This window comes from Exiguobacterium sp. s157, from assembly GCF_018618205.1.
In the GTDB taxonomy this organism is placed as follows: Bacteria; Bacillota; Bacilli; order Exiguobacteriales; family Exiguobacteriaceae; genus Exiguobacterium; species Exiguobacterium chiriqhucha.
This window is the reverse complement of sequence record NZ_JACSLQ010000003.1, coordinates 141,568-165,501: the sequence shown is the minus strand read 5'-3', so window position 1 is coordinate 165,501 and position 23,934 is coordinate 141,568. Positions and strand designations below refer to the sequence as shown.

Below are 23,934 nucleotides of genomic sequence, written 5' to 3'. Positions count from 1 at the left end.
GGCGCTTGAGCTTTTGCTTATTTCCAGTCGGTGATGCGGTCGATTGGGAAGCGGACCGATTGGTAACCGTCTTCCGCGGCTTTTCCGATTGAGAGGAGCATGACAGGAAGGTAGCGCTCTTTCTCGAGGCCGAACGCTTCCGCGATGTTCGCTTTGTCATAACCACCGATCGGGTTTGTGTCGTAGCCGTGGGCACGGGCGACGAGCATGAGTTGCATCGCGACGAGACCCGAGTCGAGCAAGATGCTGTCTTTGACAGACTCTTTCGGTGCGTCTTTGAAGATGCCTTTGATCATGTCGACTTGACGGTCGCGGACTTCTGGTGGCATGAGGCCACGCTCGACGGCCGTATCAAAGATCTCTTGTGTGTAATCGGCCATCTGGTAGTCGGCAAAGATGGCGATAACGGCTGATGACGTCTCGACTTGGCGTTTGTTGAAGCTTGCGAGCGGAAGGAGTGTGTCTTTACCTTCTGCGCTATCGATGACGACGAAGCGCCACGGTTGCAGGTTGAGTGATGACGGTGCCGTCGTCGCTTCCTCCAGGATTTGTGTCATCTCTTCTTTTGAGATTTTGACATTCTCATCATAGACGCGAATCGAGCGGCGTCCTTTGAGGATTTCCATAAAGTCTTTCTGTGTTGTCGTGTTCATATAAGGGTCTTCCTTTCATGTTGAATGTTGGTTTGTAACGTATTTAAAAGTTCGAGTAACTGTCGTTGCTCCTCTACCTTCATGTTTACAAAAAGACGGTCCGATAAGCACTTCTTTTGCTCGGTCCAATGTGCAATCCGCTCCCGACCGACATCGGTCAAATCGACAAAGATGACCCGATTGTCTTGGAGGCAGCGTTCGCGCGTGATCAAGCCCTGTGTCTCGAGCTGTTTCAAATGACGCGTGATGGCGGCATGATCGACGCCGACCCGTTGTTGCAGTTCACGCTGACGCAAAGGGCCGACGTGATGCAAGTTGCTCAAAATATCGAAGCGGGTCGAGCTGAGCCCGTCCATTTCCGTATCGAACAGTTGGGCCAGTTCTTTTTGTACGGTGATGACGTGGTAGAGAATCTCATCGCTGAGCGAACAGGCGTCGCGCATCGGGTATCCTCCTTCAAAAAACTAATTGATGAATCAATCATTGATAGCTCACACAATGTATACTAATCGGTTTTGAAATAGATCGCAAATAAAAAGTTTCAAAAAACTGTTGTCAAACTGTTATATAATAGTCTATATTAAAGTCAACTGATATATAACAATTGAATGGAAGGATGTGACGGCTTGGAACATTACAAACAAGTAGGTACTTATCACGTACATGAAACGTTGCTCGACTTCATCTCGGCTCGTATATTGCCTGACGAAGAGGCGCACCGACAATTTTGGCCTGGGGTCGGGCGCCTACTCGATGAGTTCATTCCTCGGAATGAGTCACTGCTTCACGAACGTGAGTCGTATGAGCGACTATTACAGGAATGGTACAGCGAGCACAAGCAAGCCTTCGACCTGGAAGACTATGAGCGTTTCCTTCGGTCCATCGATTACATCGAAGCGACCGTCCCTGATTTCAGCATCGACGTTTCAGGTGTCGATTCAGAGGTTAGTAGGCAAGCCGGACCACAGCTCGTCGTTCCGCTCGACAACGCGCGCTATGCGTTGAACGCGGCGAACGCCCGCTGGGGAAGTCTGTATGACGCCTTGTACGGAACGGACGTCATCGACGAAGAGGACGGGAAAACGAAGTCGAGTGGTTATAATCCAGTCCGAGGTGAAGCGGTCATCGCCTACGCCAAACAGTTTCTCGACGATACATTTCCGCTCCGGGAGGGCTCGCACGAAGAAGCGAACGGCTATCTCGTGTCAGAGGGCAGGCCATACGCCATCATCGAAGGGAACCGCATCGCGTTTCAAGACGATTGTCTCGTCGGCTATGTCGGGGAAACGAGTGATCCGAATAAGCTCTTGCTCGTCCATAACGGGATTCACGCCGAGTTGCAGTTTGACCGGGACCACCCAATCGGACGGGTCGATCGAGCAGGGCTCATTGACATCGAACTCGAGTCCGCCTTGTCTGCCATCGTCGACTGTGAAGACTCGGTTGCCGCTGTTCGGGCGGAAGACAAGGTCCACCTTTACGCGAACTGGCTAGGCCTGATGGACGGGACGCTCGAAGCAACATTCACGAAAGGAGGTCGGCCGCTCACTCGGAAGTTGAACCCTGACCGGAAGTATGTCGGGAAAGACGGGCGTGAAGTCACGCTTCCGGGCCGATCGCTCCTCTTTATTCGAAACGTCGGGCACTTGATGACGACAGACTTGATGCTCGACGCGGAAGGGCGTGAAGTACCGGAAGGGATCTTGGACGGGATTTTCACTGCGCTCATCGCGAGCCGCCATCTTGATGCCAGACGAAATTCCCGCGAACGCTCCATCTATATCGTCAAACCGAAGATGCATGGATCTAAGGAAGTCGCGTTCACGAACGACTTGTTCGATGCGATTGAAGATGTACTCGAGTTACCGCGTCACACGCTCAAAGTCGGCGTGATGGACGAGGAGCGACGCACGTCGCTTAATTTGAAGAACTGTATCGAGCAAGTGAAGGAACGCATCGTCTTCATCAATACCGGATTCCTCGACCGGACGGGCGATGAGATTCACTCCTCGCTCACGCTCGGACCGATGCGCAAGAAAGGCGAGATGAAAACATCGGAGTGGCTCGATGCTTATGAACGTCTGAATGTCCAGATCGGGCTTGACGCAGGATTCCATCAACGCGGGCAAATCGGGAAAGGGATGTGGGCGATGCCCGATCGGATGCGCGACATGATGCGTGAAAAAAGCAATCATGTCCGGTCCGGGGCGACGACGGCTTGGGTGCCGTCCCCGACGGCGGCCACGCTTCATGCGCTGCATTACCATCAAGTCGATGCGTTTGACGTTCAGCGTGAGTTGGCGAATCGTTCGTTTAATCCAGCAACTGAGCGAGGGCGTCTGCTCGAGGTACCACTCGCCACGCGTCTCTATACAGATGAGGAAGTGAACGAGGAACTCGAGAACAACCTGCAAGGGTTGCTCGGTTACGTCGTCCGTTGGGTCGAGCAAGGTGTCGGCTGCTCGAAAGTGCCCGATATTCATCATGTCGGGTTGATGGAAGACCGAGCAACGCTTCGTATTTCGAGTCAACATGTCGCCAACTGGCTATACCATGGAATCTGTAGCCGTGAACAAGTCGAAGTGACGCTTTACCGGATGGCCGAGGTCGTCGACGCGCAAAACGCGGAAGATCCGCACTATCGTCCGATGACGCCAGATGTAGACTGCTCCATCGCCTATCAAGCGGCGAAAGAGTTAGTGTTCGAAGGCGATGCATCACCAAATGGATATACGGAACCGATCCTGCACCGGCGCCGCCGACAGTTTTTACAACAAGTGACATTAGAACCGAATTTAAAAGGAGGAGCATCATCATGACAACGAAAAAAATCGAAAGCGAACAGTTGATTGAACGTTGGGTCGTCCGTCGGATCGTCTCGGGGGAATCGACAGCGGCGCTCGCTAACACGGCGTTCGTCTATGGGAACGATTTGATGCGCCTCGTGCTCGACCGGGCCGACGGGTCGCTCCAAATCATGAGAGAGCCGGTCGAAGAGGTCGTCATATTCCGTAAACCAGAAGATCGTGACGAAGAAAACGTCTGTCGTTGCTGCGGGATGGAGCACTCGTCATTCAAAGCGGCGCTCGAATGCTGTGCATACTTGGATTAAGCTTGCATTATCTGTTATATAACAAACGATAAATATATAAATTAATATAATACAGGAGGAATGGATATGAATGAACAACAAATGCAACTAGAGGATATGTTACAGTCGGAACGGTTTAACGGGGTCGAACGTCCATATGGGGTCAAAGACGTGATGAGGCTTCGGGGGTCTGTCCTAATCGAGCATACGCTCGCGACAAAAGGAGCGGAACGGTTATGGGAGTTACTCCACGAACGAGACTACGTCCACGCGCTCGGCGCGTTGACGGGGAACCAGGCCATCCAGCAAGTGAAGGCGGGTCTCGAAGCCATCTATTTGAGCGGATGGCAAGTCGCCGCCGATGCGAACTTGTCGGGACACATGTACCCGGACCAAAGCCTATACCCGGCTAACTCGGTGCCGAGCGTCGTCAAACGGATTAACCAGGCGCTTCAACGGGCCGATCAAATTCAAACGGCGGAAGGGAAAGGCGATACGCATTGGTTCGCCCCGATCGTCGCTGACATGGAAGCCGGTTTCGGCGGTGTGCTCAACGTGTTCGAGTTGACGAAGGCGATGATTGAGGCGGGTGCAGCCGGCGTCCACTTGGAGGATCAACTCTCTTCAGAGAAGAAGTGCGGTCACCTCGGCGGCAAAGTGTTGCTCCCGACACAGACGGCCGTGAAAAACTTGATTGCCGCACGTCTCGCGGCAGACGTCATGGGGGTGTCGACGATTATCGTCGCCCGGACCGACGCCCACGCCGCGAACTTGATTACGAGCGACATCGACCCAATCGACCATCCGTTCATCGTCGGTGACCGGACACCGGAAGGGTTTTACCGCACCGAGGCAGGCATCGAGCAGGCAATCGCGCGTGGTCTTGCCTACGCACCGTACGCCGACCTCGTCTGGTGCGAGACGTCCGAGCCCGATTTGGATGAGGCACGCCAATTCGCAAATGCGATTCACGCGAAATATCCGGGCAAACTGCTTGCTTACAACTGCTCACCTTCGTTCAACTGGAAGAAGAAGCTGTCAGACGAGGAAATCGCAACGTTCCAACAAGAAATTGGTGCGATGGGGTACAAGTTCCAATTCGTCACGCTCGCTGGTTTCCACTCGCTCAACTTCGGAATGTTCGAACTCGCACGCGGATACAAAGCCCGCGGGATGGCTGCCTATTCCGAGTTGCAGCAAGCTGAATTCTCGGCGGAGCAGCATGGCTATACGGCGACACGTCACCAGCGCGAAGTCGGGACCGGGTACTTTGATGAAGTGTCACTCGTCATTTCTGGAGGCCAGTCGTCGACGACGGCATTGGCCGGATCGACCGAGGCAGAGCAATTTGAAACGCCTTCCCATTAATCGACGCCCCTCACAAAATGAGGGGCTGTTTTGTGTCCAAATTTGGAACGCGGCAATCCCGTTCACCTAAATGTGACGTATTTCACATTTTTGTCGTCAAACTCTTGCTACGCTAAACATGTCAAAACGAATATGGAGGTTATGACAGATGACACAGACATTCACGGGCGATACGCACGTATCTGAAATCGTCAAACAATGCCCGCAAGCAGCAGACATCTTCAAACGGAACCGAATCGATTTTTGTTGTGGTGGCAACCGACCACTCGCTGAAGCGACTGACAAATCGAAACGGTCGACAGAAGATATTTTAGAAGAAGTCAATGCGCTCTATCAACGCAAGCAAGAGATGAACGAGAAGAGCATCGATTGGGATGCTGCTTCTTCATCGGAATTGATTGAGCACATCATTTATAAGCATCACCAGTTTTTGACGGACGAATTGCCACAGCTCACACCATATGTGACAAAAGTGTTCCGGGTTCACGGACAAAACCATCCGCACCTCGGACGCATTCATCAACTGTTCAATCAATTGAAAGTGGAACTTGAACAACATATCGTCAAAGAAGAGACGGAAGACTTCCCGACGTTGCTTCGTCATGAGACGGCACCGACAGCTGAAACGAGACGGGAGCTTGATGACATTTTGGCTTCGCTCGAGTCAGAACATGCAGCAGCGGGTGACATCTTGAAAGAGCTTCGGCACATCACGAACGACTATACGCCGCCTGAAGGTGCGTGTGGGACGTATCGTCTTGTCTATCAACGGTTAGAAGCGCTCGAATCGGATACGTTCGAACATATTCATCTCGAGAACAACATTTTATTCCCGCGGGCGCGCACGTTCGCTTAATAAGGGCACACCTCTACTGACGTAGGGGTGTATTTTTGTGACGTTTGATACAGATGGGAGGCGAAGCAATCGCTACGATAAAAGAGAAGCAAAGGAGTGATCAATCATGAAACGGGTGAGTGGAGTCATCATAGGGATGGCAGTCGCCTTATTACTAAGTCAAGTCTGGTCGAGTTCAGATTCGGAGGACACCGTGACCATCCTAGCAGCGGCAAGCTTAGGACCGGCTTTGGAAGAGGTCGAGCGACAACTTGAAGCGGAATTCGATGGGATTGATGTTCGGGTCGTGACGAACGGGAGCGGCGCTTTGCGAGCACAAATCAATCACGGGTCTCCGGCAGATATCTTTTTAGCCGCGAGCGTTGACGATGTCGACCGATTACAAATCCCGATTCTAGAGCGGGATATGTTCTTGCATAACGAATTGTGGCTCGTAACACCGAAAGGGAAACCGTGCGCGGAGACGTGGCACGACTTAAATACATGTGCTCGCATCGTCATCGGTGATCCGATCAATGTCCCGGCCGGTCGTTACGCAAAAGTGGCGCTCGAAGGGGAAGATGTGTGGGAGGAAGTGGAGCCGCGAGTCATGTTCGCCCAAAACGTGAGACAAGTGCTGACGCTCATCGAACAAGGTGACGCCAATGCGGGATTCGTTTATAAAACGGAACTCACGACGGACATCGAGTCGATTCAGTCGGTCCCATTTGAAGCGACGGGTGCGATTTCGTATCCGGCAGTTCGCTTAACGCATGATCCATACGTCCGCGATATCTATGCGCGTTTGTTTGATAATGAGATCCAAGCTCACTTTTTGGCGAAAGGATTTTCCAAATGACGCAATCTCCACTTCAACTCACATTCGAAGTCGGGATGATGGCGACGGTGAGCGCCTTCGTCCTCGCCTTCGGAGCGGCCTATTTCATGCATCACCGTCAATTTAAAGGAAAGCGGCTGCTGGAGACAGTGTTTTTACTGCCGCTCATCTTGCCACCGACAGTCATCGGGTTATACGCCTTGATGGTCCTCGGGAACAACGGGATCGGTGGGTTCTTGCCCGTCACCATCTTGTTCACCAAACAGGCGAACGTCATCGCGTCCGCCTTGGCCGCGTTTCCGCTCATCTACCAAACGATTCGTCTCGGGCTCAAACAACTCGATGCGGAATGGTATGAGGCCGGACGCGTGCTCGGCGGGTCAGAGCGTCAACTGTTCACCTACGTGACGATTCCGCTGCTGTTACCCGCGTTGACGAGCGGCTTCGTCCTCGGCTTCGCCCGATCAATCGGCGAGTTTGGGATTACGATGATGATTGCCGGAAATATCCCGGGCGAGACGATGACGCTCGCCACAGCGATTTATATGGCGACAATCAACGGAGATATGACCCAGGCACTCGTCTGGAGTGGATGGTTGGTTGGTTTGGCGTTTTTAGTCCTATGGCTGAGCGAACGTTACGGCAAACGTCAATATTAGTCGATCACAGCGACTTTTTTCACATAAGACCGGTTCGGAGTATTTAAGATACTTGGGCCGGTCTTTTTCCAAATGTGGACGTGGTCCCCGACAGCGATTTGTTCGAACGTCGCCTTTACTTGAAACTTGAACCAACTTACGTCTTCCGGTTCACTTTGCGCGAAAAGAGTGTCAGGAGAGAGCGTGGCTTCTTCTGCAGTGATGCCGCTGATGACGAGTGCGGTGCGGTCAGACTCATTTATTTCAATCACATATCCTTCGACGTCTGGCTCGGTCGTCGCCCGGTTAGCGAAGACAAACCCGATGGAAAAGACGACGAGCATGGCCACGATGGTGAGGAATAACATGATTTTAAGCGATGATTTCATAAGGGAACGCCTCCTTCGTTCATTATTCTGTCACGTCTCGAATCGCTTATCTGTGAAAAAAGTAACAGTTAAGTCGAGATGTCATCTTTATGATGAAACTATGAAGTCGCTCGGAAAGAGAAGGGGGAACACATATGTCCGATCGTTATTTTTATTCGACCGCCGCAAAGTGGTCGTTCGTAGGATTCACCGTCTTGGTGCTCTCGACATGGATCGCCTCGGCAGGATTTGAGCACGTGGACATGGCGCTGTTCGGCTACTATATCGCCGCCGTCATTTGCATGATTGGGATGGTCGTCCGCTTGACGTTATTTTTTGCACGGCCGGCCACCTCACAAGTATTGAAGCGGAGCCTCAAACAAATGAAGGCAGAAAAGAAACGGGCCAGCAAGGCCGTCGCCGCCACGACCGTCAACAATATTGTCTTACAGAAGTTCATCTGGGAACGTGGCTGGTACCGCTGGACCCAACATATGTTGATTGCCTGGGGATGTCTCGGGTCGTTCGCCATCACATTCGGGCTGACGTTCCAATGGATGCGGTTTGATTTGATTGATATCGAGACGTATCAGATTGTCGTCTTTAACATCCCGACCATCAAGATGGCTGCGCACGGGTTGTTCGCGGAGCTCGTCTATAACGGGTTGAACATCACCGCGCTCATGTTGCTCGTCGGCGTGCTCATGGCACTCTATCGCCGGATCAACGACCAGGACGTGAAAGTGACCCAGCGGTTCGAATTTGATATTTTACCGCTCCTCATGTTGCTCATCGTCACTGTCTCGGGGTTGTTGTTGACCGTGTCGTATGTATTCTTCGGAGGCTTCATCCATCACGAGCTCGCCTTGTTCCATCAATTGACCGTCATCATCTTTTTATGTTACTTCCCGTTCGGTAAACTGTTCCACTTGCCGGTCCGACCGATGGCGGCCAGCGTCCCGATGAACTACCGGGAAGTCGAAGCGGATGAGACCCGTGTCTGCGCCGGGTGCGGGACACGTTATGCGACGGACAATCAAGTCGAGGACGTCCAAGCGATTTTGCAAGCACAGACGATCCAGCTCGGGCTCAGTGACGGGACCCAGCTCTCCGATTACTGCCAACCGTGTCGACGTTCGATGCGTGTGAAGATGCAATTGAACTTGATGAACGGACAGTTACCGACACACCCGGTCGATACGAACACGGGCATGTCGATGCCAGGATTCGGCCGACCGAAGGAGACGAAAGGTGAGGCAAAAGATGAGACACCTGTGCGTTAAGTGCGGCGAACCGACCGGCACGCTTGAAGAGATTGAACAAGTGAAACAATTGCTCGAGGGGTCGGACCAACTCGTGAAAGTCGATGCGGCGCACACGGTCCAAGACCTCTGTCACGCCTGTCGTCGTCGCGCCCGGCTCGATTCGGCGCTCGGACGGCCCGGAAGTGACGGGATGCATTATCCGCTTCAAACGATTAACGGCTATCACGTCAGTGGATTTTCAAAACGAAGAGCGGAAACGTTCTATGGAGGGGAAGACGATGAGTGACTTTTTAACGTCGCCAGAAGTACAGAATTTAATCAAACCGGGTGAAAAGTTGATCACGACCCACTGTTGTTACTGTGGCATGCAGTGCGGCATGCATATCCGGGTCGATGAGAAAACCGGGGCCGTCAAAGGCGTTGAACCACGCTACGATTTCCCGGTCAACAAAGGAAAACTTTGTCCGAAAGGCGTCACGGCCTATCAAACGATCGAACATCCGGACCGTATCATGACTCCGCTCATCAAACGGAACGGCAAGTTTGAAAAAGCGACATGGGAAGAAGCGCTCGACGTGATCGAAGCGAACTTTAAACGCATTCAACGAGAGCATGGGAAAGATGCGGTGTCCGTCTTCGGCGGCGTCTCGATGACGAATGAAAAATGTTACCTCGTCGGGAAGTATGCCCGGGTCGCACTCGGCACACGGTTCATCGATTACAACGGTCGCTTCTGCATGTCGTCAGCTGCCGGCGGTTTCTTAAAGACACTTGGGATTGACCGCGGGGCGACGCTCCCGTGGACGGAGTTCGAGCATGTCGACACGTTCTTTGTCGCCGGTTCAAATATCGCCGAATGTCATCCGACGACGACGCAACATATTTGGAAGGCGAAAGACAAAGGCGCGAAAATCATCGTCGCCGATCCGCGTGAGATTCCGATGGCGCGTGTCGCGGATGTCCACCTCGATTTGAAACCGGGGACGGATGCGGCGCTTGCGATGGGACTGCTCAACTTTTTAGTCGAACACGATTATGTTGATCAAGCGTACGTGGATGAGCGTTGCGATAACTATGAAGAGTTGAAAGCGTCGGTCCGAGACTGGACGCTCGAACGGACGAGTGAGGTGACCGGTGTCGCCATCGAAAAACTCGAGAAGGCCGGTCATATTTACGGGAAGAGCCCACGTTCGGTCATGTTGTTCGCCCGCGGCGTCGAACAACAGTCAAAAGGCGTCGACAATGTCTCGCTCTATACGTCGATGGCGCTCTTACGAGGCATGATTGGGAAGTTTGCTTCGGGCGTGGCCACGATGACGGGGCAAGGGAACGGGCAGGGTGGACGAGAACATGGACAAAAAGCAGACCTGTTACCAGGATACCGGAAATTAACTGACCCGAAAGCCGTCGAATATGTGAGCGGGGTTTGGGGCATCGATCCTTCCGAGATGCCAAAACCAGGTGTGTCCGCGTTCGAAATGTTCGATGAGATTCAAGCGGGAACGATTCGGGCGATGCACCTCATGTGTTCGAACCCAGCCGTTTCGGCACCGAACCTTCCGTACGTATGGGACAGTTTCAACAAACTCGATTTCTTCGTCGTCAGTGACTTCTTCATGTCGGAATCTTGTGAGTTCGCTGATGTCGTCTTGCCGGCTTGTTCGTGGGCCGAAGATGAAGGGACGACGACGAACCTAGAAGGACGTGTCATTCGGATCCGGAAAGTGCGCGAACCGCTCGGAGACTCGCTCCCAGACTGGGAAATCATGAAGCGGATCGCTGAACGGATGGGACGCGGACAGTACTTCCCGTACGAGACGGCGCGTGACATTTGGGAGGAGTTCCGCATCGCGACGAAAGGTGGAGCGGCTGACTACTCTGGGATCACATGGGAACGAATCGACGACGAGTATGGTGTCTTTTGGCCATGTCCGTCCGAAGATCATCCCGGCACACCGACGATGTTCAAAGAACGGTTTGGAACGGCGAACGGAAAAGCGAATTTGCCTGTCGTCACGTATCGGCCGGCCGGTGAATATGCGAATGAAGAATATCCGGTCACGCTCACGACAGGTCGGGTCGTCTTCCATTACTTGTCGGGCAATCAGACGCGCCGTGTCGACTTCTTGAGCACGATGTCAAAACTGCCGTTCGTGGAGATCCATCCGGAGTTGGCATCAAGTTATAGCCTTCAAACGGGCGACAAAGTCGAACTCCGCACACGTCGCGGATCGATGGTCGTCGAAGCACGTTTGACGAAGGCGATTCGAAAAGATACGGTCTTCGTCCCTTATCATTGGGGCAAGGAGCTCGCCATCAATCAATTGACGAACCCGTGTCTCGATCCGATGTCACGCATGCCGGAGTTCAAGGTATGTGCGGTACAAATGAAAAAGTTACCGGCCAACACCCCGTTACACATTAATCCGTTGACGGTCCCGCTCGGATCAAGCGTGCCGTTCATGGCGGACCATGCGATTGCGACGAGCTGTCACGTCATGGATGAGGAGGTTCATACGAAATGAATAAGGTCATGTATTTAGAGTTTGAACGTTGTATCGGCTGTCGGGCCTGTCAGGCAGCTTGCCGCGAATGCGGGGACCACGAGGGGCTCGAGCGCAACTATGTGGATTATATCGATTTCTCGGAGAACCGTCAGACGTTCCCAATGATCTGTATGCAGTGTAAAAATCCGGCTTGTGCTCAAGTGTGTCCGGCCAATGCGATTCAAATCACGCCAGAGGGCGTCGTGTTATCGGCTTCGGAAGAAAAATGTATCGGCTGCCGAAACTGTACGTTCGCTTGTCCGTTCGGGATTCCGAAGTTCGACTTTGAGAAGAATAAGATGTATAAGTGCGACATGTGTTACGACCGCTCCAAACATGATATCGCGCCGATGTGTGCGTCGGTTTGTCCGTCGGATGCGATTCGCTTCATCGACCATGACGAGATGATGCAACTCCGTCGTCAACGCGTCCAAATGAACATGATCGAAGGGAAAAAGCCTTCGCAAGACGATAAATGGAATTACGTCCCTGAATTCTTTGGCGTCTATTCCGATTGAGATGGAAAGGAAGATGACTTATGTCAAATGAATCAAAAGACCGGGAACGTTTATCCGCACTCGTCGATAACTTGAGTCGGGCCGATGACGTGAAACTGAATCGACGGGCGTTCATCAAATCAACGTTCGGCGCAGGCATCGCACTCGGTCTCGCGACCGTCCCGTTCAATATCGCGGCCTTCGTTCGAAGCGAGCCGAGAACCGACCGTCAATTCATCACGACGGTCGAGGCGCTAGAGCGCGGGAAATCACTCGAATTTGAATATCCGGGTACGGAACCATCGTTGCTCGTTCATTTAAAGAATGGTGAGTTCGTTGCCTATAACAACAAATGCACCCATCTGCAGTGCCCAGTGTTTTACGTAGAGGAGGAGGACGTACTCCTCTGTCCGTGCCACCGTGGTTACTTCGGTGTCGACGGCCAACCACAGGCCGGTCCGCCGCAGCGGGAACTCCCTAAAATCTTGCTTGAAATCGAGAACGGGAAGATTTTTGCGGTCGGAAGAGAGATTCATCATGGGGCGTAACGGTTGGAGTTTAATCGGATTGGTCATATTGCTCGGGACGAACATGGTACTCTTGCAATATACAATTGAGAGCTACATGGTGTATGATCATGCCTCGATGCGACTGTATATGATCATCGCTGTCATCAATGTCGGATTGATCGGCTTATTATATCGATATTGGAAAAAAATTGAATATCGTACGAAAGAATAGTCCTCCCCTTGAAACGCTTCCAAATGTTGATTGCGTTTCGAGGGGGTTTGTGTTTAGAATGAAGGCAAGCTTTAATATGGCGCAACGTGTTTTAAGGAAGGTCGGTGGAAATGGCTCATTCAAGTAAAGCGATGGTGCTCGAGGAAACAAAAAAATTGGCACATCGAATCATTCATGTCCCAAAAGGCGGTTTTCTGTTCCGAGAACAAGAAGACGCAGCTGAATTTTATATTGTAAAGAGTGGACTGATCCAAATTTCGAAATTGACGGAAAATGGAAAAGAATTGACGTTACGTTGTTTAAGCGCTGAGGCTTGTTGCGGAGAGTTGACGTTATTCGCAATCGAACCAAAATATTTATTTAACGCCAAGGCGTTAGAAGATAGTGAAATTTACGCGGTCAAAATCGAGCGTATTGAAACGATGATTTTGTCGTCGAACCCGGAATTCGTCCGCGAGTTCATGGTCATGATCAACGAACATATGCGGAAACAGCATACGAAATTTAGAGACTTGGTGCTGAACGGGAAAAAAGGAGCGCTCTACTCGACGCTCATTCGTATGGCGAACAGCTATGGGGTGGAAGTCGAAGACGGCATTCTCATCGACTTGAAACTGAAAAACCAAGAGCTCGCCAACTATTGCGGGACATCGCGTGAACGCGTGAATCGCATGTTGAACGAGCTCGCCCAAGAAGGGATTATTTCACTCCCTTCCCGTCAAATCATTATCCATGATCTCGACCGGTTGAAACTGCTCAACCATTGTGAGGACTGTCCGGTCTCGGTCTGTGTCATCGATTGATCACATTACGGCGGCAAGCGATAGCTCGCCTTCAAAATGCTCCAATCCATCGGCCTCGATTGTACAGGCCGATACATAAAACTCGCCATCTTCCATCAATTCATAAGACCGGAGCACGCCTTCGGCTAGCTTGATCCCGTTGGCACGGACCTCGACGACGACACCTTCCATCGAGCGGACACGCGCTGCAGATAAAAAGTCGAGCCATCGTTTGAAATGGCGATAAACGGTGACCGTTGTCCCGTCCCCTAAGTAACCGATAACTGCCTGGGCGTCATCGATCGTCACGTCATGGTGAGTGTCGATCCGAACGAGCAAGGTGTGCAGCGCTTCTAGTTCTTCTAACGGACTTTCAAGTGGGAATGTGATATCGAGCCCCGTCTCGGTGAACGCAGCCTCGGCGATCGCGACGCCGAAGACACGGAACACGTGGGCCCCGTCTTGACTGAAGAAATATGGTTGTAGCGCCAAGCGAACTTCGGACGCACAGTGGATTTGAATGAGATGTGACAAATTAATCCCTCCTCTATTCCTTATCGTAAGGAATCGGGGAGGGTTTTTCTGTGTTCAATGTCACAGAAACAAAAGATAGGCGATTTTGTCACAGATTGATGACAGGGTGAGAAAAAAACTCAAGATGCGAAATAAGTGTGAAAGAAGGCACACTTTTTTAAGGGGACGGCCGATAGGATGGGATTAGGGTACGAATTGAACCGTTAAGAGGAGGAATAGACCATGCAACAATTAGACAAAGGGTCACACGCACTCGCCGAGTGGAAGCCAGAGGATGTGGGATTTTGGGAAGGAACGGGAAAACAAGTCGCCAATCGGAACTTGCTCGTCTCGGTCCCGGCACTGACGCTTGCATTCATCGTCTGGCAAATGTGGTCGGTCGCGGCCGTCCAATTGAATTCAATCGGGTTTAGCTTTACGCAAGGCCAGTTGTTCACGTTGGCCGCCCTACCTGGACTCGTCGGGGCGACGTTGCGCTTTTTCTATACGTTCGCAAACAGTATATTCGGCGGTCGGAACTGGACGATCTTCTCGACATCGATTTTGTTGTTGCCGCTCCTAGGCATCGCCTATGCCGTTCAAAACGTTAATACGCCGTATTGGGTATTCATGATTTTGGCCGCACTTTGCGGACTAGGCGGCGGAAACTTCTCGTCATCAAACGCCAACATCGGCGCGTTTTATCCGAAAGCGAAAAAAGGGACGGCGCTAGGGATTAACGGAGGCATCGGGAACTTGGGCGTCTCGCTCGTCCAATTGATCACACCGCTCGTCATCACGACAAGTATTTTCGGGTTCATCGGCGGGAACGCCCTCGTGACCGAGACCGGCGAAGAGATTTGGCTTCAAAACGCCGCGCTCCTTTGGGTCGTGCCGACCATCATTTTGACGGTCTGCGCATACTTGTTCATGGATAACTTACCGACCGCGCGTCAATCGCTTCGTGAACAGGCGAGCGTGTTTAAAGACAAACATTTTTGGATTCAAACGTTGCTCTACACGGCGGCGTTCGGTTCCTTCATTGGATATGCCGCAGCGTTCCCGATGATTTTAAAGTTAAAGTTCCCTGAGTCGGACTTGATGGCGCTCGCCTTCCTTGGTGCATTCCTTGGCGCCTCTTCGCGTCCGTTCGGGGGCTGGATCAGTGATAAGATCGGAGCGGCCAAAGTGACATTAATCGTGTTCGGAATCATGGCGCTCGGTACGATCAGTGTCATCATGGCCATCACGAACAGCAACTTGACGATGTTTTTCATCTCCTTCGTCGTCTTGTTCATCGCAACAGGACTCAACTCTGGAGCGACGTTCGCGATGATTCCCCACGTGTTCGTGGCGACGAAGACACCGGCCGTCGTCGGATTCTCGGCAGCGTTTGCTGCTTACGGCGCCTTCTTCATTCCGAAGATGTTCGGTTGGTCGCTCGAGCTCGTCGGTTCGTTCAACGGTGCGTTGTTCGTCATGCTAGGGCTCTATGCGATCTCGATTGCCACCACAATTTATTATTACTTGCGCAGCGGTGCTGAAAAGCCGATTCGCTGACAAATCGACGCAGGGACTGTGAGGGTCCCTGCTGTCGTTGATGGATAGAAAGGATGAACCAAGATGACACCATGGACCGATCGACGGAGACGACCGTTGGAAGACTTACGCATCTCAGTCATTGATAAATGCAACTTTCGTTGCCGATACTGCATGCCGGAAGAGGCGTTCCGCCACCACCAATTTTTAAAACGAGATGAGTTGTTATCGTTTGACGAGATCGAGCGCTTCGTTCGCATCATCGCCCCACACGGCGTGAAAAAAGTGCGTCTGACCGGGGGCGAACCGCTACTCAGGCCGAATCTCGATGAACTGATTCGCCGCCTTCGCGCGGTCACGACCATCGAGACGATCGGGTTGACGACGAACGGCGTCTATTTAGAACGGATGGCGAAAGTTTTGAAGCAAGCTGGGCTCGACCGGGTCAACGTCAGTCTAGACGCCCTATCGGCCGAGACGTTCGGGATGATGAACGGACGCGGCACGTCGCCCGAGACGGTATTACGAGGAATCGATGAGGCGAAACGGCAAGGGCTCGAAGTGAAAGTGAACATGGTCGTCCGAAAAGGCTGGAACGATCATGAAGTCGCCCCTATGGCCGCGTATTTCAAAGAACGGAACATCACACTCCGTTACATCGAGTTCATGGATGTCGGCACGGCGAATGAATGGAACGTCGAACATGTCGTGTCGTCTGAATCGATTCTTGAGGTGTTGAAACAACGAAATGGATTACTTGAACCGCTTGCACCCGAAACACTAGGAGAAGTCGCACAACGTTACCGTTACACGGATGGGGCGCAAGTCGGCTTCATCTCTTCGGTCAGCCAACCGTTCTGCGGAACGTGCACGCGAGGCCGCCTATCGAGTGATGGCAAATGGTACACGTGCCTGTTCGCAGAAGACGGGACCGATATCCGCGAATTGCTCCGCAGTGGGGCGAGCGATGAATTGATTGCCATGACACTGAAAATGGTATGGGAAATACGGGACGACCGCTATTCGGAAGAACGGTCGCGAACTGGGAGTCGGACACGTAACCGGATTGAAATGAGTTATATCGGAGGATGAAGACGATGCAAGCACACAACCATGTACATCAAAACACACAGCGTGTCCGGGCAGCGATTTTAACGATCTCGGATACGCGAACACTCGATACGGACGTGTCAGGCGAACATATTTGCACGCTGTTAAAAGAAGAAGCACATACGGTCACATACCGCGAGATCACGAAAGATGACCCATTTGAAATCGAAGCGGCCGTTAGACGAATGGTCGACGAAAAAATGGACGTCATCTTGACGACCGGGGGAACGGGCATCACGAAACGGGACGTCACTATTGAGACGATTCGACCGCTGCTTGACCGGGAAATGGTCGGCTTCGGCGAGTTGTTCCGTTATGTCAGCTTCACGGAAGATATCGGACCGGCGGCGATGTTGTCGCGAGCTTTAGCAGGACGCATCGGGGATACGATCATCTTTTCGATGCCAGGGTCGCGAGGCGCCGTCGACTTGGCGATGACTCGCTTGATTCTCCCTGAGCTCTCCCATATCGTCTGGGAAGCGACACGATGATTGGGATCGTCTTGGCAGGCGGGAAGTCACGTCGGTTCGGGTCTCCCAAATGGAAAGCCCGTTATGAGGACGTCTCGTTTGAAGACCGGGCACGACAGACGCTTAGTACCACGACGACGTCCCAATGGAGCGTCGTGCCGGCCGGACAGTCGATGACACCCTATCAACTCGAAGACGACAGGGAATGGTGCGGCATGGGGCCGCTCGCTGGCATCGTCACCGTCATGCGGCACGTCCCGGCTGAATGGTATGCCATCTGTGCGTGTGATACACCTTTGTTGCCGCCGACCGTTTATGAACGGCTTGCGATAGAACGAGGGAATCAGCCGGTTGTCGCCTACGCCGACAATCGAATCCATCCGCTCATCGCCTTGTATCCCCGCTCGATACTGTCCCAGTTCGAAGCCGCGTTACGTCGAGGCGAACGGGCGGTCATGCCTCACTTGACAGAGGCGACAATCGTCTCGTTTGCTGAACGGGACTGGTTTAAAAATGTGAACACACCGAGAGATTATGAAGAAGTGCTAGGAAAGGAAGTGGAGTAATGGAAAAGGGATCGACGCTATTTCGTAAGCCGCTCGCCGTTGACGAGGCGGTCGCACGCGTCGAAGAAGCGACGGGGAGAGGTCGGACGGAAACGGTACCGTTGTATCGGACGAACGGACGGATTTTAGCGCTGGATCTCGTCGCGACGCATGACGTTCCGGCGTTTGACAAGTCGCCGTATGACGGTTTTGCTGTCCGCTCCGCGGACTTGTTGACTGCGAACCGCGATGAACCGGTGACATTACCCATTCAATACGTTCAGGGAGCTGGACACGTCGGAGAACCGCTCCGCGCCGGCGAGGCGATTCGCATCATGACCGGGGCAAAAATTCCAGACGGAGCCGATGCGGTCGTCATGCTCGAGCTCGTACAAGCGGATGAACGAGTCGTGACGTTCAAACGACCGGCCCGTGATGCCAACATCTCCTATCGCGGGGAAGATGTGGCGGCAGGAACGCATATCGTCGGACGAGGCACCCGCATCAATCCAGGCGTCATCGCCTTGCTCGCAACGTTCGGCTATGAACAAGTCGACGTGTACGTGAAACCGCACATCACCGTGTTCGCGACTGGAGACGAGCTCGTCGAACCGGGGCGGAAGAAAGCCGACGGGCAAATTTATAATTCGAATGCGTATATGATTCTTGCCCAAATCGAGGAGCTTGGCGGCATGGCAACGTATGGCGGCATCTTGCCGGATACGTTCACTTCGACGAAGCGGGCGGTCGAAGAAGCGCTTCAGACGAGTGATGCCATCGTCACGACAGGCGGGGTATCGGTCGGCGATTTCGATTATTTACCGGATGTGTATGAGGCGCTCGGAGCGACAGTACTGTTTAATAAAGTCGGGATGCGGCCAGGATCCGTCACGACGGTCGCGCATGTCGAAGGTCGGCTGTTGTTCGGTTTATCCGGCAATCCGTCTGCCTGTTTTGTCGGCACGGAACTGTTTGTCGGTACGTACATGAAGACGTTGTTCGGACAAACGGAACGTCCTGTCATTTTGGCGGAACTCGGTGTCGATTTCCCGAAACCGAATCCGTTCGACCGCTTCGTCCGTGGACATGTGACGATTGATGCGACCGGGCAGACGGTCGTTCATCCGAGCGGTAAAGATAAGTCGGGCATCGTCTCCTCGCTCGCGACGTGTAACGCGTTGATTCATCTGCCAGGCGGGACGAGAGGGTTTCAGAAAGGAGACACGGTGCGATGTCGAATCATCGATCGGCTTTGATTTTACAAGTGGTCGGCTATCAAAATAGCGGCAAGACATCGTTCGTCTCCGAGCTGACAACACGCTTGTCGGCGACGGGGCTCCGTGTCGGCGTCATCAAGCACCACGGTCACGGAGGATCGTTCGACTTGCCGATGACTGACTCGCACCGTCACGCGTTGGCCGGTGCCGTGCTATCGAGTGTGATTGGTGAGGACGGGACGTTGATCGAGTGGCAAGCGGTCGATACGTTTGAATTGCTCCTCAACTGGTACGAGGCGCACGTCGACATCGTGCTCATCGAAGGATACAAACGGAAAGATTATCCGAAAGTGGTGCTCGTGCGAGACGGGCATGAACAACCGGTCGATGTGACGAACGTGATTGCACGCGGAGACTCCATGGCAGACAAGGACCGGTTGATGCGTTCAGTGGAAAGGTGGATGGAGGATGAAATGGTATCAAGTGAATGAACATCCGCTCGAACCGATGGCACTTTACGAAACGGTCCGGCATCGAAACGTCGGGGCGGTCGTGCTGTTTATCGGGACGGTGCGAGAAATGACTGGTTCCAAACAGACCGAACTCTTGGAGTATGAATCATACGTGCCGATGGCCGAGAAGATGCTCGAACAAATCGCGAAAGAAGTGGCGGAACGTTGGCCTGGTGCGTTGACGGCGATCCATCACCGGATTGGACGACTCGATATCATGGAAGAAGCGGTCGTCATCGCGACGAGTTCTTCCCATCGCGCCGACGCCTACGAGGCGAATCGTTACGCCATCGAACGGATCAAAGAAATTGTCCCGATTTGGAAACGGGAGCATTGGACCGACGGCACGAAATGGATGGGTGATCAAAAAGAACAACACCCAGGACGCCCGGAAGGAGTGACGTACACATGATTGAGGTATTATGTTTTGCCCACGTGGCAGAAGAGTTGGCGGTCCGGTCCTATACCGTTTCAGCGCCACAAACAATCGCCGCCTTGCGAGCGGATTTGGCCGAGCGGGGCGTGTCAGGAGCGGAACGTCTCATGTTCGCGGTCAATGAGCGCTATGAGACGGACGAATACACGGTTGCAGACGGGGACACGGTCGCCGTCATTCCAATGGTGAGCGGAGGGTAAACGATGGAATTGACACATATGAACAACCAAGGGCGGGCGAGGATGGTCGATGTCTCGGATAAACCGGAAACGACACGTACTGCTCGGGCCCGTACATCAGTTGAACTGAGCGGTGAACTCAAACAACTCATCACGGATGGGGGTCTTGCAAAAGGGGATGTACTCGCTGTCGCTCAAGTGGCTGGCATCATGGCCGCCAAAGAGACGAGTCGCATCATCCCGATGTGTCATACACTCGCCTTGAAAAAAGTCGATTTGACGTTCGAATGGGACGGGACACAGCTCATCATCGAGTCGTTTGTGAAGACGAAAGGCGATACCGGTGTCGAAATGGAGGCGTTGACAGCAGCAATGGTCGCCGCCTTGACCGTGTACGATATGACGAAAGCAGTCGATAAAGGCATCGTCATCGGACCGACATACTTGCTCGAGAAACAAGGCGGGAAGTCAGGGGACTACATCCGATGACACCTGTCCCAGAACGTTACGCGCGGCAGGCCCGGTTCCACGGCATCGGGGTGGAGGGCCAAGAACGTCTGATGGAGAAACGCGTGCTCGTCGTCGGTCTCGGCGCGCTCGGGGCGGCCGTTAGCGATCAACTTGTTCGGGCCGGCGTCTCGCTCATCCTCGTCGACCGCGACTATGTCGAGGTGACGAACTTACAACGACAGACGCTCTATACGGAACAGGACGCACGTTCCGAGACGCCGAAAGCGGTCGCAGCGCTCGAACGCCTGCGGGCCATCAACTCAGACGTTGAGTTGGACGCGCAAATCGCCGATGTCTCGTGGGATTGGCTTCGGCCTTTGCCGTCCGTTGATCTCATCTTGGACGCAACCGATAACGTCGAGACGCGTCTTCTATTGAACGATTTCGCACTCGAACGTGGCATTCCGTTCTTGTTTGCCTCTTGCGTCGGGGCATACGGCATGAATTATACGGTGATGCCGGGAGACGCGCCGTGTCTTCGTTGTCTCATGCGTCATTTGCCGCTAGCCGGGCAAACGTGCGCGACAGCGGGGGTGGTAGCGCCAATCGTTCAACATGTGGCAAGTCGTCAAGCCGTTGAGGCATTGAAATATTTGACGGGGCGTCATGAAAAGATGGAACGTCGACTCTTGATTGAAGATATGTGGGAAAACCAGTCACAGCGACTAGATGTCGCACGTCTCGTCGATGTGTCTTGTCCTTCTTGTCAAATTCACGACTATCCGAGCCTCGTCCCGAATCGGCAACAGACAGCACTCCTCTGTGGGCGTGACGTCGTCCAAGTCCGTCGGTCCATCGAAGGGCTTGAACCAATCGCCCATCAACTCGAGCGTGCGGACATCGCTGTAAAACAGACACCGTTCACATTAGAATGGCGATGGCGGAATCATCGGATGCTTTTATTTAAAGACGGTCGTGTGCTCGTCCATGGAATTGATGACGCGAACGTCGCAATCGCGATGGTCGATGAGTGTCTTGGCGCATAAAAAAGTGTCCCCCGAAAAGCGGAGGACACTTTTTTGGTTAGCGTGGGATTGTAAGCACTTGCCCGACGCTAATCAAGCTGACGTTCGTAATATTGTTGGCGGCTGCAATCTTAGCGACAGTCGTGTTATACATCGTCGCAATCTTGTAGAGCGTATCCCCTGATTTTACCGTGTATTTCACCGTAGTCGTCGGTGGTGTGACGGTTGTACCTGGGATGATCAGTACTTGTCCGACATAGATGGAGTTGACGTTCGTAATATTGTTGGCGGCTGCAATCTTAGCGACGGTCGTTTTGTACAAAGTGGCGATCTTATAGAGCGTGTCACCCGATTTAACCGTATACTTGACGGTCGTCGTAGGTGGAGGAGTTACAGTGGTACCCGGGATGACGAGCACTTGTCCGACATAGATGAGACTGTAGTTTGTAATTTTGTTGGCCGCAGCGAGCGCAGCGACTGTGACGTTGTAAGCTCGGGCGATGCTATAAAGGGTATCGCCTGATTTGACGGTATACGTTTTGCTGGTAGATGTGTTTTGGTAAGCGAGCAATTGCGAGACGGTGACGAACTTGTAGCCTTTCGCTTTCAACTGGGCAATCATCGTCGGCAAGGCGAGTGGTGTACCTGGAGCGCCGGCACCGGTGTGCATCAAGACGATTGAGCCTGGTTTGATGTTCGCCTGTACTTTCGTATTGATTTGGCTAGCAGTGACTCCTTTCCAGTCCACGGTATCGATGTTCCATTGAATCGTATAACCGTAGCCGGCAGCGCCGACTCCGCTCAACACGGCGCTATTGACGGCGCCGAACGGTGCCCGGAAGATTGGTTTTGTCTTTTTGCCAGTAAGCGATTTAATGAGCGCTTCCGTCCGATCAAGTTCTGATTTCATTTGCGTGGCGGTCAACTTTGTGAAGTCTGGATGGGTATACGAATGGTTACCGAGTTGGTGACCTTTAGCTGCGATGTTTTTAATGTATTGAGGATGGTTATTGGCGCCTGATCCAGTCAAAAAGAAAGTGGCTTTGACGTTGTTCTTGGCAAGTATGTCCAAAATCTTATTCGTATTCGCACCATCCGCCCCGTCATCGAACGTCAACGCGACAACTTTACTCGTCGTATTCACGCTCGTGATGAATTTCGAAGCGGCGGCGTCAGCCGATTTTGGATAAGCGACTAAAGGTGCCAACATGATCAACAAGGCCATCAACACACGTACAAACTTGCTCTTCATTATGGTTTCGCCTCCATTCTTGGGTGTATGTATCTTGATGTTAAGGCTTTCCATATATTGAGCTGTGTATATATTTTATATACCCCCTTTTAGTGGTAAACATCGTCTAACCCTAAAAATAGGGAAAGGAATTTTTGGAGAATGACTCTCAATATTTGTGTTCGATTTATGAGTGACAAACGTGTCAAATATCACACAATCCTCACACATTTCCTAAAAAAGGGTGCTATCATGAACAATGTGTGAGGAATGTAAGTGATTGAATAGGGGGATTCAACATGAGTAAATCAATGAAACGGTTCGGGGTGGCATTTGGTCTCGTCGGTCTATTCGTCCTTGGGGCGTGCGGAGCCGATGAAACGGCCAGTGGTACGGAGACGGTGCAGTCGATGGAACCGGTAGAAGCAGAATTAAACGTTCCGGCCACGGCGGACAAAGACGAGACGGTCACGTTGGCGGTTCGCGTCACACAAGACGGTGAAGCGGTCGATGATGCCGACGAGATTAAGTTCGAGGTCTGGAAAAATGGTGCCAAGGAAGAGAGTGAGATGACGAAAGCGTCGCTCACAGAAGATGGAGTCTACGAGGCGGAGACGACGTTTGTCGAAGAAGCAGTTTACACGGTGCAAGTCCATGTGACGGCCCGTTCGATGCATACGATGCCGACGACTAACGTTACGGTCGGCCATCCGGAGACGGCGGCCGAGGCTGAGTCTGAAGCTGAGCAAGACCATCACAACCACGCGGGAGCAGACATTGTCCTTGATCCGACTCAAGCTGTCGCCAATGAAGTCCAACCGTTCACAGTCAACGTCGAAATTGAGCATGAGGCGTTGACGGGTGCGGACGTCCAACTCGAAGTGTTCAAAGACGGAGCGGACAAGCACGACTGGGTGAAGCTTGATGAAACGGAAGGCGGAAGCTATGAAGGTGAGCATACATTCAAAGAGTCAGGCATATACAACGTTCAAGTCCACGTGACGAAAGGACACGACATCCATGAACATATCATGGAGACGGTCGAGGTCAAATAAAAAAATCGATCGGCCGCGGCCGATCGATTT

The 23,934-nt window shown here is 52.7% G+C and carries 29 protein-coding genes; 24 read left to right on the top strand and 5 right to left on the bottom strand.

Annotated features, from left to right (window positions below):
- Positions 1 to 17 precede the first annotated feature (17 nt).
- Both KNP67_RS08045 and KNP67_RS08040 read right to left on the bottom strand, forming a co-directional pair.
- A complete protein-coding gene (locus KNP67_RS08045) occupies positions 18 to 653 on the bottom strand; it encodes a nitroreductase family protein (RefSeq protein WP_034780571.1) in 636 nt (211 codons plus the stop codon).
- A complete protein-coding gene (locus KNP67_RS08040) occupies positions 650 to 1,096 on the bottom strand; it encodes a MarR family winged helix-turn-helix transcriptional regulator (RefSeq protein ID WP_029596329.1) in 447 nt (148 codons plus the stop codon). Before KNP67_RS08040 ends, KNP67_RS08045 begins: the two co-directional genes overlap by 4 nt.
- A gap of 183 nt (positions 1,097 to 1,279) precedes the next feature.
- On the opposite strand from KNP67_RS08040, the gene KNP67_RS08035 reads away from it, so the two are divergent.
- The 6 genes from KNP67_RS08035 (at position 1,280) to modB (ending at position 7,444) form a co-directional block, all read left to right on the top strand.
- Positions 1,280 to 3,472, top strand: coding sequence for a malate synthase G (locus KNP67_RS08035; RefSeq protein WP_251130832.1), 2,193 nt, complete (start codon positions 1,280 to 1,282; stop codon positions 3,470 to 3,472).
- Positions 3,469 to 3,765 (top strand): hypothetical protein, encoded by a 297-nt coding sequence (locus KNP67_RS08030; RefSeq protein WP_029596327.1) that lies wholly within the window; start codon positions 3,469 to 3,471, stop codon positions 3,763 to 3,765. Before KNP67_RS08035 ends, KNP67_RS08030 begins: the two co-directional genes overlap by 4 nt.
- 66 nt (positions 3,766 to 3,831) lie before the next feature.
- On the top strand, positions 3,832 to 5,112 hold the full coding sequence (aceA, locus tag KNP67_RS08025; protein ID WP_370448610.1) for an isocitrate lyase: 1,281 nt from the start codon (positions 3,832 to 3,834) through the stop codon (positions 5,110 to 5,112).
- Between the two features lie 148 nt (positions 5,113 to 5,260).
- Complete coding sequence (gene ric, locus KNP67_RS08020; protein ID WP_021068013.1) at positions 5,261 to 5,968, top strand: iron-sulfur cluster repair di-iron protein; 708 nt, start codon at positions 5,261 to 5,263, stop codon at positions 5,966 to 5,968.
- A gap of 106 nt (positions 5,969 to 6,074) precedes the next feature.
- Positions 6,075 to 6,806, top strand: a complete 732-nt coding sequence (gene modA, locus KNP67_RS08015; protein WP_214756434.1) for a molybdate ABC transporter substrate-binding protein — start codon at positions 6,075 to 6,077, stop codon at positions 6,804 to 6,806.
- The gene (modB, locus tag KNP67_RS08010) at positions 6,803 to 7,444 is read left to right on the top strand and encodes a molybdate ABC transporter permease subunit (RefSeq protein ID WP_214756432.1); all 642 of its coding nucleotides are present in this window, start codon (positions 6,803 to 6,805) and stop codon (positions 7,442 to 7,444) included. Before modA ends, modB begins: the two co-directional genes overlap by 4 nt.
- Here the strand turns inward: modB and KNP67_RS08005 are convergent.
- Positions 7,441 to 7,812, bottom strand: coding sequence for a DUF3221 domain-containing protein (locus tag KNP67_RS08005; protein WP_214756431.1), 372 nt, complete (start codon positions 7,810 to 7,812; stop codon positions 7,441 to 7,443). The two genes, modB and KNP67_RS08005, sit on opposite strands and share 4 nt — an antisense overlap.
- A 134-nt stretch (positions 7,813 to 7,946) precedes the next feature.
- Here KNP67_RS08005 and KNP67_RS08000 point away from each other — a divergent pair, with 134 nt between their 5' ends.
- The 7 genes from KNP67_RS08000 (at position 7,947) to KNP67_RS07970 (ending at position 13,643) form a co-directional block, all read left to right on the top strand.
- A complete protein-coding gene (locus KNP67_RS08000) occupies positions 7,947 to 9,074 on the top strand; it encodes an MFS transporter (protein ID WP_114164959.1) in 1,128 nt (375 codons plus the stop codon).
- Positions 9,055 to 9,342, top strand: coding sequence for a hypothetical protein (locus tag KNP67_RS07995; RefSeq protein WP_114164958.1), 288 nt, complete (start codon positions 9,055 to 9,057; stop codon positions 9,340 to 9,342). Before KNP67_RS08000 ends, KNP67_RS07995 begins: the two co-directional genes overlap by 20 nt.
- Positions 9,335 to 11,581 (top strand): molybdopterin oxidoreductase family protein, encoded by a 2,247-nt coding sequence (locus KNP67_RS07990; RefSeq protein ID WP_034780591.1) that lies wholly within the window; start codon positions 9,335 to 9,337, stop codon positions 11,579 to 11,581. The genes KNP67_RS07995 and KNP67_RS07990 overlap by 8 nt, the downstream gene beginning before the upstream one ends.
- Positions 11,578 to 12,120 carry a 4Fe-4S dicluster domain-containing protein gene (locus tag KNP67_RS07985; RefSeq protein ID WP_015880388.1) on the top strand — a complete coding sequence of 181 codons (543 nt, stop codon included), beginning with the start codon at positions 11,578 to 11,580 and terminating at the stop codon, positions 12,118 to 12,120. Before KNP67_RS07990 ends, KNP67_RS07985 begins: the two co-directional genes overlap by 4 nt.
- A 20-nt stretch (positions 12,121 to 12,140) precedes the next feature.
- A complete protein-coding gene (locus tag KNP67_RS07980) occupies positions 12,141 to 12,647 on the top strand; it encodes a QcrA and Rieske domain-containing protein (protein WP_034780593.1) in 507 nt (168 codons plus the stop codon).
- The gene (locus tag KNP67_RS07975; RefSeq protein ID WP_214756430.1) at positions 12,637 to 12,840 is read left to right on the top strand and encodes a hypothetical protein; all 204 of its coding nucleotides are present in this window, start codon (positions 12,637 to 12,639) and stop codon (positions 12,838 to 12,840) included. Before KNP67_RS07980 ends, KNP67_RS07975 begins: the two co-directional genes overlap by 11 nt.
- A 110-nt stretch (positions 12,841 to 12,950) precedes the next feature.
- A complete protein-coding gene (locus tag KNP67_RS07970; RefSeq protein ID WP_034780597.1) occupies positions 12,951 to 13,643 on the top strand; it encodes a Crp/Fnr family transcriptional regulator in 693 nt (230 codons plus the stop codon).
- Here KNP67_RS07970 and KNP67_RS07965 read toward each other — a convergent pair whose 3' ends face one another.
- Positions 13,644 to 14,156, bottom strand: coding sequence for a hypothetical protein (locus KNP67_RS07965; RefSeq protein WP_214756429.1), 513 nt, complete (start codon positions 14,154 to 14,156; stop codon positions 13,644 to 13,646).
- Between the two features lie 222 nt (positions 14,157 to 14,378).
- Here KNP67_RS07965 and KNP67_RS07960 point away from each other — a divergent pair, with 222 nt between their 5' ends.
- The 10 genes from KNP67_RS07960 to KNP67_RS07915 all read left to right on the top strand — a co-directional run bounded on the left by KNP67_RS07960 (position 14,379) and on the right by KNP67_RS07915 (position 21,639).
- Positions 14,379 to 15,695 (top strand): MFS transporter, encoded by a 1,317-nt coding sequence (locus tag KNP67_RS07960; RefSeq protein ID WP_211781932.1) that lies wholly within the window; start codon positions 14,379 to 14,381, stop codon positions 15,693 to 15,695.
- A 63-nt stretch (positions 15,696 to 15,758) separates the two neighbouring features.
- Positions 15,759 to 16,766: a GTP 3',8-cyclase MoaA gene (gene moaA, locus KNP67_RS07955; RefSeq protein WP_214756428.1), complete on the top strand. Its 1,008-nt coding sequence runs from the start codon at positions 15,759 to 15,761 to the stop codon at positions 16,764 to 16,766.
- 5 nt (positions 16,767 to 16,771) lie between these two features.
- Positions 16,772 to 17,275 (top strand): MogA/MoaB family molybdenum cofactor biosynthesis protein, encoded by a 504-nt coding sequence (locus KNP67_RS07950; protein ID WP_114164944.1) that lies wholly within the window; start codon positions 16,772 to 16,774, stop codon positions 17,273 to 17,275.
- A complete protein-coding gene (locus KNP67_RS07945; RefSeq protein ID WP_214756427.1) occupies positions 17,272 to 17,820 on the top strand; it encodes a molybdenum cofactor guanylyltransferase in 549 nt (182 codons plus the stop codon). Before KNP67_RS07950 ends, KNP67_RS07945 begins: the two co-directional genes overlap by 4 nt.
- The gene (locus tag KNP67_RS07940; protein WP_214756426.1) at positions 17,820 to 19,055 is read left to right on the top strand and encodes a molybdopterin molybdotransferase MoeA; all 1,236 of its coding nucleotides are present in this window, start codon (positions 17,820 to 17,822) and stop codon (positions 19,053 to 19,055) included. The genes KNP67_RS07945 and KNP67_RS07940 overlap by 1 nt, the downstream gene beginning before the upstream one ends.
- Positions 19,031 to 19,507: a molybdopterin-guanine dinucleotide biosynthesis protein B gene (gene mobB, locus KNP67_RS07935; RefSeq protein WP_214756425.1), complete on the top strand. Its 477-nt coding sequence runs from the start codon at positions 19,031 to 19,033 to the stop codon at positions 19,505 to 19,507. The genes KNP67_RS07940 and mobB overlap by 25 nt, the downstream gene beginning before the upstream one ends.
- Positions 19,485 to 19,940, top strand: a complete 456-nt coding sequence (locus tag KNP67_RS07930; protein ID WP_015880399.1) for a molybdenum cofactor biosynthesis protein MoaE — start codon at positions 19,485 to 19,487, stop codon at positions 19,938 to 19,940. The genes mobB and KNP67_RS07930 overlap by 23 nt, the downstream gene beginning before the upstream one ends.
- Positions 19,937 to 20,164, top strand: coding sequence for a MoaD/ThiS family protein (locus tag KNP67_RS07925; protein ID WP_015880400.1), 228 nt, complete (start codon positions 19,937 to 19,939; stop codon positions 20,162 to 20,164). The genes KNP67_RS07930 and KNP67_RS07925 overlap by 4 nt, the downstream gene beginning before the upstream one ends.
- 3 nt (positions 20,165 to 20,167) lie before the next feature.
- Positions 20,168 to 20,632: a cyclic pyranopterin monophosphate synthase MoaC gene (gene moaC / locus KNP67_RS07920; RefSeq protein WP_214756423.1), complete on the top strand. Its 465-nt coding sequence runs from the start codon at positions 20,168 to 20,170 to the stop codon at positions 20,630 to 20,632.
- A complete protein-coding gene (locus KNP67_RS07915; RefSeq protein ID WP_214756421.1) occupies positions 20,629 to 21,639 on the top strand; it encodes a ThiF family adenylyltransferase in 1,011 nt (336 codons plus the stop codon). The genes moaC and KNP67_RS07915 overlap by 4 nt, the downstream gene beginning before the upstream one ends.
- A 37-nt stretch (positions 21,640 to 21,676) precedes the next feature.
- On the opposite strand, the gene KNP67_RS07910 is transcribed toward KNP67_RS07915, so the two are convergent.
- On the bottom strand, positions 21,677 to 22,870 hold the full coding sequence (locus KNP67_RS07910; protein ID WP_214756419.1) for a LysM peptidoglycan-binding domain-containing protein: 1,194 nt from the start codon (positions 22,868 to 22,870) through the stop codon (positions 21,677 to 21,679).
- 278 nt (positions 22,871 to 23,148) lie between these two features.
- On the opposite strand from KNP67_RS07910, the gene KNP67_RS07905 reads away from it, so the two are divergent.
- Entirely contained in the window at positions 23,149 to 23,904 is a 756-nt protein-coding gene (locus tag KNP67_RS07905; RefSeq protein ID WP_131471667.1) for a FixH family protein, read from the top strand.
- Positions 23,905 to 23,934: the final 30 nt, after the last annotated feature.